We start from the raw sequence: 14,353 nt of genomic DNA, 5'->3' as shown, positions 1-14,353 counted from the left end.
GGATGAGGGGTTTCTCTCCGCGGATGCAACTGCGAGAGATTCATTCGCGGAGAGAAACCCCTCACCCGTCTCGCCGCTTTGCGGCGAGCCACCCTCTCGCGCAAGGGGAGAGGGGAAGCGTCACATCATCCCTGTCTCTTCCTCTTCCGCCTGCTCGATCAGTGCCTCGCTCACCACCATCTCCCGCCGAGGCACCACGAAGATCATCATGCACGCGCAGAGCAGCGAGATGGCGAGGATGGCCGAGGTGAGCGGCAGCGTAGTAGCCGAGTGGCCGCCGAGATAGGCGCCGAATTGCGACATCAGCGCGCCGATGCCCTGTTGAAGGAAGCCCATCGCGCCCGAGGCGGTGCCGGCGGCTTCGGGGCGGATGCTGATGGCGCCGGCCGCGGAATTCGCCATCACGAAGGCATTGCCGACCATCACGATCATCTGCGTGCCGAACAGCCAGCCTGGAGCTTCGTTCCAGCCGTTCAAGCTCCAGACCAGGTTCAACAGGCTGCCGCAGAGCTGCAAGGCGAGCCCGAACCAGATCAGTTTCGCCAGCGAATGCCGCGGCGCAAAGCGCACGCAGAGCAGGTTGCCGACCAGATACGCAAAGCCGGTCGTGGCGAACCAGGCGCCGTATTCGGCACTGCTGCGGCCCATCTGCGTTACGACGACGTACGGGCCGCCGCCGGCGAAGGTGAAGATGATCTGGGACGCCAGGACCTGGCACATCACGTAGCCGATGAAGGCGCGGCTCTTGATCAGGGTGCCGAAGTCGTTGCGAAAGCCGCCGCTGCCGACGGCGCGGTCGCGACGCGTCTCCGGCAACGCGATCGCGATGCCGACGGCGACCGCAACCGCGCCGGCCGTGACGGCGTAGAAGATCGCACGCCAACCGAACGCCGTCTCGATCAAGCCGCCGGTGAGCGGCGAGACCATCTGGCCGATCATCAGGGCCGCGACCACGAGGCTGATCATCGAGGCGACGCGGTCGCGCTCGTAGATGTCGCGGATGATGGCGCGGCTGATCACCATGCCTGAGGCGCCGCCGAGCGCCTGGAAGAAACGTGCGGCGATCAGCTGTGGCAGCGTCTCGGCGAAGATGCAGGCGACGCTCGCTGCGACCATCAAGGCAAGGCCGCCAAGCAGCACCGGGCGCCGGCCGAGCTTGTCCGACAGCGGTCCCATGATGAGCTGCGATAGCGCGATGCCGACCATGTAGAGCGACACCGTCATCTGCGCGATGGAGATGTCCCGGCCGAATGTCGTCGCCAGCACGGGCAGCGCCGGGACCAGGATGTAGAGCGAGATCGGCGCGATCCCGGTCATGACGACCAGCAGCAGCAACACCACGCGCGAGGTTGCGATGCTCTTCGTCGCCGCTTCCGGCGGCCTGCTGATCATGCCGTGCATGCCGGACACTAGCCGCATCGCATCGCGAGCGAATATGGCCATTTCGGAATACGGCTATGCACGCGGCGTCAAGGCGCAGCAGTCTTGTGACCGATTTAGACCGTCAACTCCGCCGTAGCCTGCTCGAGCCACGCCTTCGTCGCCTCATCCAGCGCCGGTCCCACTTCGGTGCGGACACGCGCGTGGTAGGCATTGAGCCAGGCGAGTTCCTCCTTGCTCAGCATCGAGGTCGCGATCAGCCGGCGGTCGATCGGCGCAAGCGTCAGCGTCTCGAACGCGTTCATCGATTTTTCGGCGCCCTTGATACTGGCTTCGACCACCAGCTCGAGGTTCTCGATGCGGATACCGAAACCGTCGGTCTTGTAATAGCCGGGCTCGTTGGAGAGGATCATGCCGCGCTTCAGCGGCGTAGTACCGAGTTTTGAGATCCGTGCCGGTCCTTCGTGCACCGACAAATAGCTGCCGACGCCGTGGCCGGTGCCATGCTCGAAATCGACGCCGGCAGCCCACAGATATTGCCGCGCCAGCGTGTCGAGCTGCGCGCCGGTGGTGCCGTCGGGGAAGACGGCGCGCGCGATCGCGATATGGCCGCGCAGGACGCGGGTGAAGCGGTCGCGCATCTCCTCCGTCGGCTCGCCGATCGCCATGGTGCGCGTGACGTCGGTGGTGCCGTCTTCATATTGTGCGCCGGAATCGATCAGCAGGAGATCCCCGGGCACGATCCGCCGGTTGCTCTTGCGGGTGACGCGGTAATGCACGATGGCGCCGTTGGGGCCGGTGCCTGAGATGGTCGGGAACGACACGTCCTTCAGCGCACCGGTGTCGCGGCGGAACGTTTCCAGCGCTTCCACGGCGTCGATCTCCGTCAGCTTGCCGCTTGCCGCCTCGCGATCGATGTAGGCGAGGAAGCGCGCCAGTGCGATTGCGTCGCGGCGGTGAGCTGTCTGAGTGCCCTTGATCTCGGTCGCGTTCTTGACGGCCTTCAACAGCGCGATCGGATCGCTGCCGCGCAAAGGCTTGCCACCGCCGCCCGCGATCAGCCGGCTCAGGGCGTCGGCTGCGGTGGCATTGTCGAGCGCAATTGCGGCGCCGCTGCTGGCGAGCGCCATCAGCGTCGGCGTCAGAGCATCGGGCTCGCGCACATCGGCCGACTGCTCGATATGATCGCGCGTCAGGTTCGAGAGCTTGCGCTGGTCGATGAAAACAGTGGGCCGCCCGACCTTGGGCACCAGCGCGTAGGACAGCGGCAGCGGCGTATGTGCGACGTCGGCGCCGCGGATGTTGAAGGTCCAGGCGACTGCATGGCTGTCGGAAAGCACCAGTGCATCGGCGCCTAGTTTCTCGATCTCGGCCTTGATCTGCGCCACCTTCTCGGCCTCGGCGACGCCGGCATATTGCAGGCCATGGATCGCGATGGGCGCGACCGGCGGCTGCGGCCGGTCCTGCCAGATCGCATCGATTGGATTGCTCTCGACGGCCACCAGCTCGGCGCCAACCTTGGCGCAGGCGGCAGAGAGTCGTTCGGCTGCTGCAAAAGTGTGCAGCCACGGATCAAATCCTAGGCGATCGCCGGACTTGAGATGCGCCGAGACCCAGCTCTCCGGTGGCGGATCAATCAGCGATTCCACCGCCCACGCCCTGGCATCGATCTGCTTGGCCGCCTGGATCGTGTAGCGGCCGTCGACGAACAATGCGGCTTCCTGGGCCAGCACGACGGCAAGCCCGGCCGAACCGGTGAAGCCGGTCAGCCAGGCGAGCCGCTCTTCGGAGGGCGCCACATATTCATTCTGTTGCTGGTCGGCACGTGGAACGACGAAGCCGGTCAATTTGCGGCGGGTGAGTTCTTCACGGAGCGCAGCCAGGCGCGCCGTCAATGCGACGCCGGCCTCGGGCTCCTCGAATGTCTGGAAGTGTGCTTCGAACATGCCTCAGTTTAGGATCATGGAGATCAGTCCGCAATGTAGACGCAATTGCCGTCTCATCTGGCATGGACTGTGCTTGAAAATGTTCCATTCGAATTGAGTGGAGTAGTGGATGCGGCAGTTGCGCTTCGTCCTGATAACAGGGAAATTCGAGCAAGTGGTTCGTCTCAATGGCGAGGGGACACACGATGCCAGCGTTCACCTTTGAGAAGATTTCGCCGCCGGCGCGCCGCGCTCCGGCCGCAACGACACCGAAGAAGCCGCGCGGCCTCATCCGCCACATGATCGAACGCGTCGCCGAGCGTCGTGCCAGGCGCGCGTTGCAGGGTGAACAAGCGATGCGGCGGGAGGATAAGCCGGCGGCGGAGTGACGGTCTACGGGAGTTTCCGCAATAACAGGCTGCTCCAGCCCTCGATCCGCAGATGCCGAAGCGGCACGAGGCCGCGCGCACGGTAAGCGGCGATGACGGCTGGAGCCTGGTGGGTCAACAGGCCGGAGAGGATGACGCGAGCGCCGGGCGCGAGATGCCTGGTCATCGGTCCTGCCAATTGCCGCAGCGGATTGGCGAGGATGTTGGCGAGCACCAGGTCGAACGGGCCGCTTTTGGCAAAATCCGGCGCGGCGAAGCCGGTGGCGCGGATCACCCGCACAAGATGGCCAGCTTCGTTCAAGGCCGCGTTCTCAGCCGCGACACGCACCGAAGGCGGATCGATGTCGGAGGCCAGCACGGCGCGATGCAGCGCCTTGGCGGCGGCGATGCCCAGCACACCGGTTCCGGTGCCGAGATCGAGCACGCGCTTCGGCCGCCCGTGTTTCAAGACATGGTCAAGCAAAAGTAAACAGCCACGTGTGGTGCCGTGATGTCCGGTTCCGAAGGCGAGCGCCGCTTCGATCTCGATGGCGAGCTTGTTGGGCGGCACGCGGTCGCGGTCGTGGCTGCCATGGACGACGAAGCGTCCTGCCGGCACCGGGACGAGGTCCTCCAGGCTCGCCTTGACCCAGTCCTTGGCCTCGACCGTGTCGAAGGCAAGCTTGGCCGCCACATCACTTCCCGCTGAATTTCCAACGAGTTCGCGCAGTAGTGCCTGATCCGGCGCATCGGCAAAATGCAGCGTGACATCCCATTGCCCATCCGGCCGCTCGAAGGCGGCGACTGCGGCATCGCCCTCGAAAAAGATCTCGGTCAACACGTCGACAACGCGCTTGGCTGCGGCTTCAGTGCCGATCGAAAAGCTGGCGCGATGGGTGGGGGAAGGCTGCATTATAAGGGTCCGTTGGGCTCAATTTTGGGAACTTTTGCTCCCAATTTTCCATATAAGTTGCGGTTCCCAGTTTAACTCGATTGTAGGCTGTCTGCCCGTACATTTTCGGGTGTTGGAGCCAACCGGCACACCCTTGAATGGAGATGGAGGCGAGTCTTGAAGCGCATGGTTTCGAAGTTTTGGTCCGATGAGTCTGGTGCGACTGCGATCGAATACGGCCTGATCGCGGCCGGTATCGCTCTGGCGATCATCACCGTGGTGAACAGCCTGGGCACCACGATGAACGAAAAGTTCGGTTCGATTAGCGCCTCCTTGAAGTAATTTCTGCCTCCCATTTCCCGGCGGCGGCCGCTTTCTTCATAGACGGCATTTTCGGTGATCAGCCCGCCAGGGGAAATGTCCCTTGGCGGGCGCCGTCATTCTGGGGGGACGCGAAGCGGTTATCGCGGCCGGCGTCCACAGGTTGTCCTCTCATGAGTTCGGCGGCCATCCACCGCCCTGCACCCGGCTTATCCAGTCCCTTCCCACAGCTTGGTTCGCGCTTGTACCCTGCAGGGCGCGACTGGCTTCCAAGGCTTCATCACAGCCCTGCGAACAGACCTGTCCACAGCCCATCCACAGACCTATGCCCGGGTTGCGAACAGGCTGCGGTGATCTCTCAGAATTGCCTGCGCCGCGTTGTGGCCGGGGGCGCCGGTCACGCCGCCGCCGGGATGGGCGCCGGAGCCGCAATGATAGAGGCCCTTCAGCGGCCCGCGATAATCGGCATGGCCAAGCATCGGCCGGGCCGAGAACAGCTGGTTCAGCGTCAACGCGCCGTGAAAGATATCGCCGCCGAGCAAGCCGAACTGCCGCTCGAGATCGAGCGGGGACAGAATCTGCCGCCCAAGCACGCTGGCCGCAAAGCCCGGCGCATAACTGTCCACCGTCGCGATCATGAGATCTGCGACCTCCTCGCGATGGTCGTCCCATGACTTTCCATCGGGCAGCTCCGGCGCCACATGTTGGCAGAACAGGCTCGCGACGTGTTGTCCGGCAGGGGCGAGCGTGTCGTCGAGTGTCGAGGGAATCAGCATCTCGACGATCGGCTGACGGCTCCAGCCCTGCGCCCGCGCATCGAGATAGGCGCGGTCCATATAGCCGAGGCTTGGTGCCAGGATGATGCCGGAAGTGAGGTGATCGCCGTTACCGGGTAGCGCAGTGAAGGAGGGCAGGCGGTCGAGCGCCACGTTCATACGGAAGGTGCCGGAGCCGTTCTTCCAGTGGCGGATGCGGGCGAGGAAGTCCTGGGGCAGGGCGTCCGCCGCGACCAGCCGCGTGTAGAGCAGTTTTGGATTGACGTTGGCCGCCACATATCTTGCGCGGATCGGCTTGCCATTCTCCAGCACCACGCCGACGGCGCGATCGCGTTCGACGATCACCTCGCGCACGCCGGCATCAAGCTCGATCGTGACGCCCTTGGCCCGCGCGACACGCGCCATGGCCTGCGTGATCGCGCCCATGCCGCCGATGGCGTGACCCCATACGCCCTTCTTGCCGTTCACCTCGCCGAAGGCGTGATGCAGCATCACATAGGCCGAGCCGGCCGCATAAGGGCTCGCATAATTGCCGACGATGGCATCGAAGCCGAACAGCGCCTTGACCAGATCGTGCTCGAACCGCTCATCCAGCATCTCGCCGGCCGAACGGGTGAAGAGATCGAGCAGGCTGCGGCTTTGTTCCAGCGTCAGGCCGCGCAGGATATTGGCTGTCGTCAGTGCGTTCGCGGCCTCGCGGATCGCGCCAAGGCCAAAACTGGCGAGCAGATTCGGCGGCGCGCGCAGGACGAACTGCCTGAGCACGTCGGCGATGTCCTCGAGCTCGCGCGAAAATCCGTCGAGCGCGTCGGCATCGCGCGTACTGAGCCGCGCAACGGAGGCTTTCGTCCGGCCTTCGCCGGTGAGGAGATAACTGCCATCGGGCGCGGGCAGAAAGTTCTGCGCGCGCCGTTCGACGACACGCAGGCCCTGCTCGGCCAGTCCGAGATCGCGGATGACCTGAGGATTAAGCAGGCTCACGGTGTACGCCGCGACAGAGTTGCGGAAGCCGGGGTGAAACTCCTCCGTGACCGCGGCGCCGCCGACCACCTTGCGGCGCTCGACCACATGCACGCGCAAGCCCGCCATCGCGAGATAAGCCGCGCAAGTGAGGCCGTTATGGCCAGCGCCGATGATGACGACGTCGGTATCTGTCATGAAAATTCAAGCCCAGTCTGCCGTCATTCCGGGGCGCGAAGCGCGAACTATGGTGCGGGCTTCCGCACCGGAGAATCCCGAGGTTCCGGGTTCGATGCTTTGCACCCCCCGAACGACCGTCTAATAGCAAGCAGTCGCCGCGGCAACATCACGAGTCCATTTATTGTCCGTTCAGGCGCGGTGTGCTCCATTGCGCGCGGCCGGCGCCCGCCGGAAGTAAGCCGGAGCTCCCATGGATTCGATCGCGCAACACGCCGCCGCGGAGCAGCCGTCCGCCCCGCGCAACCGGCTGCTGCTGACAATCTACACTGCCGCGATCTTCGTCAGCGCGCTCCTGCTGTTCTCGGTGCAGCCGCTATTCACGAAAATGGTGCTGCCGCGGCTCGGCGGCTCGCCGGCGGTGTGGTCGGTGGCGATGGTGTTCTTCCAGTCGCTGCTGCTCGCGGGCTATGCCTACGCGCATCTGCTCATGCAGATCGGAAATCGCGTGGTCCCGGTCGTGGTACATCTCGTGCTGCTGATCGCGGCCTTCGTCACGCTGCCGCTCGGCATCGCCAGCGCCTATGGCGAGCCGCCAGCGTCCGGCTACGCGTTCTGGCTGCTAGGTCTGTTTGGGACCTCGATCGGCCTGCCGTTCTTCGCGCTCGCCGCCAACAATCCGCTGCTGCAAGCCTGGTTCGTCCGGACCGGTCATCCTGACGGTCACGACCCGTACTTCCTCTATGCCTCCTCCAATATCGGCAGCTTCCTCGCGCTGCTGTCCTATCCGTTCCTGCTCGAGCCGATGTTCACGCTGCATGCGCAGAACCGGCTGTGGACCGGGGGCTATGCCCTGTTGATCCTGCTGATCGGGGCCTGCGGCGCGATGCTGCTGCGCTCGCCTGATATTGGGGTGGCCGATGCGCGAATTGAAGAAGCAGACACGCCGGCTCCAGGCATATTGACGCGGCTGCGCTGGATCTTCCTCGCCGCGGTGCCCTCCGGGCTGCTCATCGCGGTCACGGCGCACATCTCCACTGACGTCGCGGCGGCGCCGCTGCTGTGGGTGCTGCCGCTGTCGCTGTATTTGCTCACCTGGGTGGTGGTGTTTCAGTCGCGGCCGCTCTTGCCGCACAAATGGATGCTGATGCTCCAGCCTGTCGCGATTGCGGGCGTCATCTTTCTGCTCGCCTTTGGCGGCGAGCAGAATCTGCTACTCACGCTGGGCGGCCATCAACTCTGCTTCTTCGTCATCGCCATGGCCTGCCATGGCGAATTGGCGCGGACCCGCCCCGCAGCCAGATATCTCACCGGCTTCTATGTCGCGCTGTCGTTTGGCGGCATGGTCGGCGGCCTCTTTGCCGGTCTCGTCGCTCCATTCACCTTCTCCTGGATCGCCGAATATCCGATCCTGGTCGCGCTCGCCGCGCTGTGCCGGCCCTCGGCGAGCGAGCGTCTTGCTGGCATCGTGAGATGGTACTGGCTGGCCCTTGCCGTACTGGCGGCGGCGCTGGTTGCGCCGTCTTACGCGGCAGGCGATCTCTCGACCTGGTTCGAGGATCACCGCGTCTGGGTTGCCGGCGCCGTCGGCGTGCTCGCGGCGCTGTTGGCGCTCGCGCTCAATGCCGATCGCTGGAAGATCTTTGCCACCGTGGCGCTGGCGCTCGCCTTGACGCGGATCTATCCGGCCGACGAGGGCCGCGTCACCACCGTGCGCAGCTTCTTCGGCGTGCACAAGATCGTGGTGACGCCGGGCGGCTATTTCCACGTGCTGATGCACGGCACCACCATTCACGGCGCCGAGCGCTTCCGCAACAATGACGGCACGCCGGTCACCGGCCGGCCCGAGCCGATCACCTATTATCACAAGGACGGCGGCATCGGTCAGGCCATCACCGCGATGCGGGAGCGCAAGGGGGCGCCGCTGAAGGTTGCGGCGATCGGCGTCGGCTCGGGTACGCTCGCCTGCGCCGCCGCGCCCGGCGAGGACTGGAAGTTCTTCGAGATCGACCAGTCCATGGTCGATGCCGCGCGCGATCCGAAAAACTTCCGCTACATCTCGAGCTGCCTGCCGGATCTGAAGCCGGTGATCGGCGATGCGCGCCTCACCTTCGCCAGGGAGCCCGACGGCGTGTACGACCTCATCATCGTCGATGCCTATTCGTCGGATGCGATCCCGATTCATCTGGCAACCGAAGAGGCAATGAAGATCTACAAGGACAAGCTCGCCCCGCACGGCGCTGTGGTGATGCACGTCTCCAACCGGCATCTCGATCTCGAGCCCGTCGTGGTCGGCATTGCCGATGCCAATGATCTCAAAAGCTGGGTCTTTGACGAGGATTCCGGCCGCGACGCCGATTACATCTTCTCAACCGACGTCGTCATCTCCGCGCGCGAGGCCGATGATATCGGCAGGCTCGCGTCTTCCAAGCAGTGGGAAGAGACCGACGCGGACGAGAAGGTGCGGGTCTGGACCGACGACTATTCCAATATCCTGGGTGCGCTGTATCGGCGCTTGCGGTTCGGGGAGCAGTGACGCTTCCTATGGCTCGACCGGCGTCCCCGCCGGCAGCGCAAGGCCCTTTTCGCCAGCGACCTGCCGCAGCAGGTCCGGCCTGTCGGAGATGATGCCGTCGACGCCGATCTCGATCATCCGCGCCATGTCGTCGGGCTTGTTGACCGTCCAGACCACGACGCGCAATCCCTGCGCATGGGCCTCGGTGACGAGCGCCGCGGTGACGTCGCCGAAATAGGGCGACCACACCGCGCCGCCTGCGGCCTTGATCGTCCGCGGCAGGGAGCCGGCGTGATCGGCCGGGTTGAAGCCCGCCGTCCAGCTGGTCGCCTTGTCGAGAGCGACTGACGGTGCCGAGCCGCGCTGGATCGTCAGGTACACGGTCGGAATGGTCGGGGCCTGCTTCTGCACAAGAAGCAGGGTCCGCCAGTCGAACGACTGGATCATGACACGGTCGGAAAAGTTTTCGTCTGCTATCACCCCCAGCAGCTTGGTGACGAAGGCCTGCGGCTCCAGGGATTCATCGGGGTGATCCGGATCGATCTTGGTCTCGATATTGAAACGCACGCGTTCATTGCCGGATTTGCGAACCAGCGCGAACAGCTCCTTCACGGTGGGAATGCGGGTGCCCGGCACTGAGCGCTGGTCGGGAAATTGCTTCGCATAGGCGCTGTCGGGCCGGATCCGGCCGACGTCATAAGTTCTGACGTCGGCGAACCGCAGCTTCACGAAAGGTGTGCCGGGCGCAGCGACATAGGCGCCGTTCGGATCCCGCGCGAGATCGGGATTGAGCCCGCGCTCATGCGACACGACGACCTCGCCGTCGGCGGTCACGCCGACGTCGAGCTCCAGCGTGTCCACGCCCATCGTCAGCGCGTTGGCAAAGGCCGGCAGCGTGTTTTCCGGCATCAGCGCGCGCCCGCCGCGGTGTGCCTCGAGATCGAAAGCCATCGCTCTTCCGGTCATGGCTTGTCCTGTCGTGAGAACCGAGAGCACGGCCAGAATTGTCGCAATGCGTGACGGCATCCCCGTCGCGGGCCCAAATGAAAAGAAAAGCATATGAAATCCACGCTCGTTTCGTCCAGTCGTTTCAACCCATCGTGCCCGGCCGGCAATATGTCGTGGAGCGTGCCAGCGGCTATACCAATTTCTTCGGCATGGCCGGCCGCCATCAAACCTTCCACACGCCCGCGGACGATCTCGGCGCCACCGGCCCCGAGATCCTCGAGCCGGTCGCTCGCGCCTTCGTCGATGCCGTGCGGAAGATCGTCGAACGCGGCGGCGCCACGTTCAAATGATAATTTCAGTTCTGGTAGTAATAATTGCGCGGCTGATAGTACTGACGCGGCTGCGGCTGATAGTAAGAGCCCTGCTGGCCGTAATGCTGGTCGTAGGTCGGCTGCGGCACCTGCTGGTAGACCTGCGCGCCATAGGGCCGGGCGATCGGGCGTGGCGCCGGGTAGCGCGTGCCGGTGTCGCTGCCGTCCGCGGGATAGATGTAGTTGTCATCCTGCGATATGTAGCGCTGCGCCGGCTGCATCGGCGGCGTCAGATTCACGGGATCGCCTGACGTTGCGTATTGCTGCTCGTCAATGGGCTGCTGGCTGCGCGCGACCGCATTGTTGGTACGGCCGCGCGGATTGCGCGCGAGTGCAACCTGTGCCGAGCCGGTCAGCGTCACCGTGGTGTTGAGCACGCCCTGCTCCTGCACCAGCGCGTAGAGCGTCGAGGCATTCTGGCGCGACAGTCGAACGCAGCCGTGCGAGGCGGGCGTCCCCAATCGTCCGACCGAGTCGGTGCCGTGGATGGCGTGCCCGATCTTGGTGAAGAAGATCGAGTGCGGCATCGGCGCGTCGTCGAATTCCTTGGAGTAGTGATCCTCTTCCATGCGGAACGCACGGAACGAGCCATTCGGTGTCTCACGCGAGGGGATACCCGTTGACACCGGCCAATGGTAACGCGTGACGCCGTCGACCACGACGGTCATCTGCTGATTGTCCTTGTCGATGGTAATGTCGACCTTGGCCTGCGCGGTGCCCGCGCTCAAAAGCATCAGCGAAGTGAAAGCGATAAAAAACGAACGCATCTGACGTCTGGCCTCCGGCCTGTTCACCGCGGCTCTCCGTCCCCGGCATGCACTATGCCTGCAATCCGGCTTTCGTTCCAGCGGCCTGCCAAGCTAACCTGCCTGCCATCGTTAACGCGAAGCCGGGCGTAAGCAAGGCCGCTTTGTGCCGCGTATGTCCTGGCGGTGCTGACATTTTCGCGAGCGGCATAGTTCATAACGCCGACAATTCGTCACAAAGGCGCAACCATTTGGCCGCTTCGCACGTTGATGCTGTCTTGCCACAGGCGCTTTTCGCCGCCATGCCGCATTAAGACTGAAGATGAACGAAGCCCGTATTGCCGCCGCGGTCTTGTCCGGCTGGCTACTCTCTTCAGTGCTCCGTGGTTGATCGCCGAAGTTCGGCAAAGCGCCCAGCGATGAAGTCCAGAAGCGCGCGAACGCGATTGGGGACGAAGCGCCCGCTAGGTAAGAGAGCATGCAACGGATACGGATCTGTCTCCCATTCGGTCAGTAGTCGCACAAGATTGCCGCTTTGCAGATCACGGCGTTGTTCGATCTCCGTCATGAAGATGATTCCGGCTCCCGAAACAGCCCATTCGCGTGCCAGCGAGGCGTCATCCACGATCCGGTCGCCGCTGACCCTTACCATGGTCCACTGGCCGTTCTGACCGAAGCGCCACGAGCTGGACGTGCGACCGCCGCGAATGAATGAGATGCAGTTGTGATCCACCAGGTCTGTCGGCGTCCGTGGCCTGCCATGACGACTCAAATAATCGGGAGAAGCGCTGACGACAGGGTGCGCGAGCGAAAGTGGACGGGCCACGAGACGAGAGTCGCTCAACTCACCGTACCGAATAGCCAAGTCCACCTCATCTCGCAGCACGTCGAGCACGCGGTCGCCAACATTGAGCGCCAGTTTCACTCCGGGATGAAGGTGCAAGAACTCGTCAAGCATTGGCATCAGCACGGTCCGAGCAAGGTCCGACGGCGCCGAGACACGCACGGTGCCCACCAGCGCGCCGCGTTCGGCATCGAGCTGGGATTCCCCCTCGGCAAGCAGCTCGAACGCGCGCTGGGCATACTCCAGAAGGATTTGACCTGACGGCGTAAGCCGCATGGCACGTGTGGAGCGTTCGAAGAGCCGCGTGCCCAGCTGAGTCTCGAGCCGCTTAAGCGTTGCACTGGCCGCCGCTGGCGTGATGCCGAGTGCCTGCGCCGCTGCGGTCAATGATCCTCCGCTGACCGTGTGCAGCAGCACCTGAAGGTCGCCTACATTTTCAATTCTTGTTTGAAAGTGATACATCCAGATGCCGGCTTATCAATTGTAGGAATGTTATCTACGTTGCCTTCCATCGACATGGAAGGAAAATTTGCCCATGAAAGCCGTCGGTTATCGCAAGAACCTGCCCATCAACGCGCCCAAGGCGCTCGAGGACGTGGACCTGCCCGCGCCGGTGCCCGGTCCGCGTGACCTGCTCGTGCGGGTGCACGCGGTCTCGGTCAATCCGGTCGACACCAAGGTGCGCGCCGCCAGCGCGCCGGCCGCCGGCGAGGTCAAGGTGCTCGGCTGGGATGCCGTCGGCGTGGTCGAGGCCGTTGGCCCGCAGGCCAGTGGCTTCGCGGTCGGCGACCGCGTCTGGTATGCTGGCGCGATCAAGCGTCCGGGCGCCAACAGCGAGCTGCATGCCGTGGACGCTCGCATCGTCTCGAAGGCGCCCAAGTCGCTTTCGGATGCGCCAGCCGCGGCGCTGCCGCTGACGGCTATCACCGCCTGGGAGCTGCTGTTCGATCGGCTGCGCATCGCCGAAGGCGGTGGCGAAGGCCAGACGCTGATGGTCGTGGGCGGCGCCGGCGGCGTGGGCTCGATCCTGATCCAGCTGGCCCGGCAGCTGACCAAGCTGCGCGTCATCGCCACGGCGTCGCGTCCGGAGTCGCGTGAATGGTGCCTGGAGCTTGGCGCGCACGCGGTCATCGATCACTCCAAGCCGCTGTCGCAGGCGCTGCGCTCGGCCGGCATCGAGCACGTCGACTATGTGGCCTCGCTGACGCAGACCGGCTCGCACTATCAAGAGATCATCCAAAGCCTGAAGCCGCAGGGCGCGCTCGCCGTCATCGACGACATGGAAGGGCTGGATCCGATCGCACTCAAGAGCAAGTCGCTGTCGCTGCACTGGGAGCTGATGTTCACGCGCTCAATGTTCGAGACGCCCGACATGCAAGAGCAGGGCGTTCTGCTGCGGCGCGTGGCTGACCTGGTCGACTCCGGCCGCGTCAAGACGACAGCCAACGCCGCCTTCGGCCGCATCAACGCGGAAAACCTGATCCGTGCGCATGCGCTGATCGAAAGCGGCAAGACCGTGGGCAAGATCGTGCTCGAAGGCTTCTGATTTCAAGCGCTTCGCATACAAGCACCCAGGCGCTGAGCTTCAACTCTTTCACCCTTCCATCAACTTCAACACAAGGAACCTCATCATGGCTCAAAGCAACGCTGTCCAAATCCAAACCAAGGCTTCCATCACGCGCGACAGCGCGCTGGCGCTGGGCATCGCTGCGCGCGACGCGGCCACCAGGATCGGCCTGAATCTGGCCATTGCGGTCACCGACGAAGGCGGCCACCTGATTGCCTTCGAGCGCGCCGACGCCACGCCGTTCCTGGCCGCCGAAGTGGCCATCAACAAGGCTTGGACTGCCGCCTCCTTCGGCCTGGACACGATGATCTGGAACCAGGTTGTCGCTCAGCCGGCCACAGCTCCGCTGGCCAACCATCCGCGCGTCATGCCGGTGGGCGGCGGTGTTCCCATCGTGGCGGGCGGTCGTGTGGTTGGCGGCATCGGCATCTCCGGCGGCACCGCTCAGCAAGACCACGACGTGGCGGTGGCTGCGCTCGAGGCCGCTGGCTTCGAGGCCGCCAAGTGAAGGCAACCATCTTCTGCCATTCCGGGCTCGTGCTGCGCACGTCCCGGAATGACCG

General features: G+C 64.3%; 13 protein-coding genes. 6 read left to right on the top strand and 7 right to left on the bottom strand.

Annotated features, from left to right (window positions below):
- Nucleotides 1-120: 120 nt before the first annotated feature.
- Nucleotides 121-1,401 carry a multidrug effflux MFS transporter gene (locus tag BM374_RS27975; RefSeq protein WP_092299949.1) on the bottom strand — a complete coding sequence of 427 codons (1,281 nt, stop codon included), beginning with the start codon at nucleotides 1,399-1,401 and terminating at the stop codon, nucleotides 121-123.
- A 95-nt stretch (nucleotides 1,402-1,496) separates the two neighbouring features.
- Entirely contained in the window at nucleotides 1,497-3,326 is a 1,830-nt protein-coding gene (locus BM374_RS27970; RefSeq protein ID WP_092299820.1) for an aminopeptidase P family protein, read from the bottom strand.
- A gap of 185 nt (nucleotides 3,327-3,511) precedes the next feature.
- Here BM374_RS27970 and BM374_RS27965 point away from each other — a divergent pair, with 185 nt between their 5' ends.
- The gene (locus BM374_RS27965) at nucleotides 3,512-3,694 is read left to right on the top strand and encodes a hypothetical protein (RefSeq protein ID WP_092299817.1); all 183 of its coding nucleotides are present in this window, start codon (nucleotides 3,512-3,514) and stop codon (nucleotides 3,692-3,694) included.
- 4 nt (nucleotides 3,695-3,698) lie between these two features.
- Here the strand turns inward: BM374_RS27965 and BM374_RS27960 are convergent, their stop codons facing one another.
- Complete coding sequence (locus BM374_RS27960; protein ID WP_092299814.1) at nucleotides 3,699-4,586, bottom strand: 50S ribosomal protein L11 methyltransferase; 888 nt, start codon at nucleotides 4,584-4,586, stop codon at nucleotides 3,699-3,701.
- 165 nt (nucleotides 4,587-4,751) lie between these two features.
- On the opposite strand from BM374_RS27960, the gene BM374_RS27955 reads away from it, so the two are divergent.
- On the top strand, nucleotides 4,752-4,907 hold the full coding sequence (locus tag BM374_RS27955; protein WP_092299811.1) for a Flp family type IVb pilin: 156 nt from the start codon (nucleotides 4,752-4,754) through the stop codon (nucleotides 4,905-4,907).
- A gap of 302 nt (nucleotides 4,908-5,209) precedes the next feature.
- Here the strand turns inward: BM374_RS27955 and BM374_RS27950 are convergent, their stop codons facing one another.
- Nucleotides 5,210-6,820 (bottom strand): phytoene desaturase family protein, encoded by a 1,611-nt coding sequence (locus BM374_RS27950; protein WP_092299808.1) that lies wholly within the window; start codon nucleotides 6,818-6,820, stop codon nucleotides 5,210-5,212.
- A gap of 232 nt (nucleotides 6,821-7,052) precedes the next feature.
- On the opposite strand from BM374_RS27950, the gene BM374_RS27945 reads away from it, so the two are divergent.
- Nucleotides 7,053-9,335 carry a spermidine synthase gene (locus BM374_RS27945; protein WP_092299805.1) on the top strand — a complete coding sequence of 761 codons (2,283 nt, stop codon included), beginning with the start codon at nucleotides 7,053-7,055 and terminating at the stop codon, nucleotides 9,333-9,335.
- Nucleotides 9,336-9,341: 6 nt separating this feature from the next.
- Here BM374_RS27945 and BM374_RS27940 read toward each other — a convergent pair whose 3' ends face one another.
- On the bottom strand, nucleotides 9,342-10,280 hold the full coding sequence (locus tag BM374_RS27940) for a glycerophosphodiester phosphodiesterase (protein WP_244552711.1): 939 nt from the start codon (nucleotides 10,278-10,280) through the stop codon (nucleotides 9,342-9,344).
- Nucleotides 10,281-10,357: 77 nt separating this feature from the next.
- Here BM374_RS27940 and BM374_RS27935 point away from each other — a divergent pair, with 77 nt between their 5' ends.
- Nucleotides 10,358-10,612, top strand: coding sequence for a hypothetical protein (locus tag BM374_RS27935; RefSeq protein ID WP_143270253.1), 255 nt, complete (start codon nucleotides 10,358-10,360; stop codon nucleotides 10,610-10,612).
- A 5-nt stretch (nucleotides 10,613-10,617) separates the two neighbouring features.
- Here the strand turns inward: BM374_RS27935 and BM374_RS27930 are convergent, their stop codons facing one another.
- On the bottom strand, nucleotides 10,618-11,400 hold the full coding sequence (locus tag BM374_RS27930; RefSeq protein ID WP_177248568.1) for a L,D-transpeptidase: 783 nt from the start codon (nucleotides 11,398-11,400) through the stop codon (nucleotides 10,618-10,620).
- 352 nt (nucleotides 11,401-11,752) lie between these two features.
- The gene (locus tag BM374_RS27920; protein ID WP_092299793.1) at nucleotides 11,753-12,685 is read right to left on the bottom strand and encodes a LysR family transcriptional regulator; all 933 of its coding nucleotides are present in this window, start codon (nucleotides 12,683-12,685) and stop codon (nucleotides 11,753-11,755) included.
- Between the two features lie 73 nt (nucleotides 12,686-12,758).
- Here BM374_RS27920 and BM374_RS27915 point away from each other — a divergent pair, with 73 nt between their 5' ends.
- Both BM374_RS27915 and BM374_RS27910 read left to right on the top strand, forming a co-directional pair.
- Entirely contained in the window at nucleotides 12,759-13,769 is a 1,011-nt protein-coding gene (locus BM374_RS27915; protein WP_092299790.1) for a zinc-binding alcohol dehydrogenase family protein, read from the top strand.
- Between the two features lie 85 nt (nucleotides 13,770-13,854).
- Entirely contained in the window at nucleotides 13,855-14,298 is a 444-nt protein-coding gene (locus BM374_RS27910) for a GlcG/HbpS family heme-binding protein (RefSeq protein ID WP_092299787.1), read from the top strand.
- Nucleotides 14,299-14,353 lie beyond the last annotated feature (55 nt).

This window comes from Bradyrhizobium sp. Ghvi, assembly GCF_900115265.1.
GTDB lineage: Bacteria > Pseudomonadota > Alphaproteobacteria > Rhizobiales > Xanthobacteraceae > Bradyrhizobium.
The sequence above is the reverse complement of the archived record's forward strand: the minus strand, read 5'-3'. Positions and strand labels throughout refer to the sequence as shown.

Coding starts and splice junctions, on each gene's coding strand:
- BM374_RS27975 (WP_092299949.1), bottom strand. CDS start 1,401: ATGCACGGCATGATCAGCAGGCCGCCGGAAGCGGCGACGAAGAGCATC.
- BM374_RS27970 (WP_092299820.1), bottom strand. CDS start 3,326: ATGTTCGAAGCACACTTCCAGACATTCGAGGAGCCCGAGGCCGGCGTC.
- BM374_RS27965 (WP_092299817.1), top strand. CDS start 3,512: ATGCCAGCGTTCACCTTTGAGAAGATTTCGCCGCCGGCGCGCCGCGCT.
- BM374_RS27960 (WP_092299814.1), bottom strand. CDS start 4,586: ATGCAGCCTTCCCCCACCCATCGCGCCAGCTTTTCGATCGGCACTGAA.
- BM374_RS27955 (WP_092299811.1), top strand. CDS start 4,752: ATGGTTTCGAAGTTTTGGTCCGATGAGTCTGGTGCGACTGCGATCGAA.
- BM374_RS27950 (WP_092299808.1), bottom strand. CDS start 6,820: ATGACAGATACCGACGTCGTCATCATCGGCGCTGGCCATAACGGCCTC.
- BM374_RS27945 (WP_092299805.1), top strand. CDS start 7,053: ATGGATTCGATCGCGCAACACGCCGCCGCGGAGCAGCCGTCCGCCCCG.
- BM374_RS27940 (WP_244552711.1), bottom strand. CDS start 10,280: ATGACCGGAAGAGCGATGGCTTTCGATCTCGAGGCACACCGCGGCGGG.
- BM374_RS27935 (WP_143270253.1), top strand. CDS start 10,358: ATGAAAAGAAAAGCATATGAAATCCACGCTCGTTTCGTCCAGTCGTTT.
- BM374_RS27930 (WP_177248568.1), bottom strand. CDS start 11,400: ATGCGTTCGTTTTTTATCGCTTTCACTTCGCTGATGCTTTTGAGCGCG.
- BM374_RS27920 (WP_092299793.1), bottom strand. CDS start 12,685: ATGTATCACTTTCAAACAAGAATTGAAAATGTAGGCGACCTTCAGGTG.
- BM374_RS27915 (WP_092299790.1), top strand. CDS start 12,759: ATGAAAGCCGTCGGTTATCGCAAGAACCTGCCCATCAACGCGCCCAAG.
- BM374_RS27910 (WP_092299787.1), top strand. CDS start 13,855: ATGGCTCAAAGCAACGCTGTCCAAATCCAAACCAAGGCTTCCATCACG.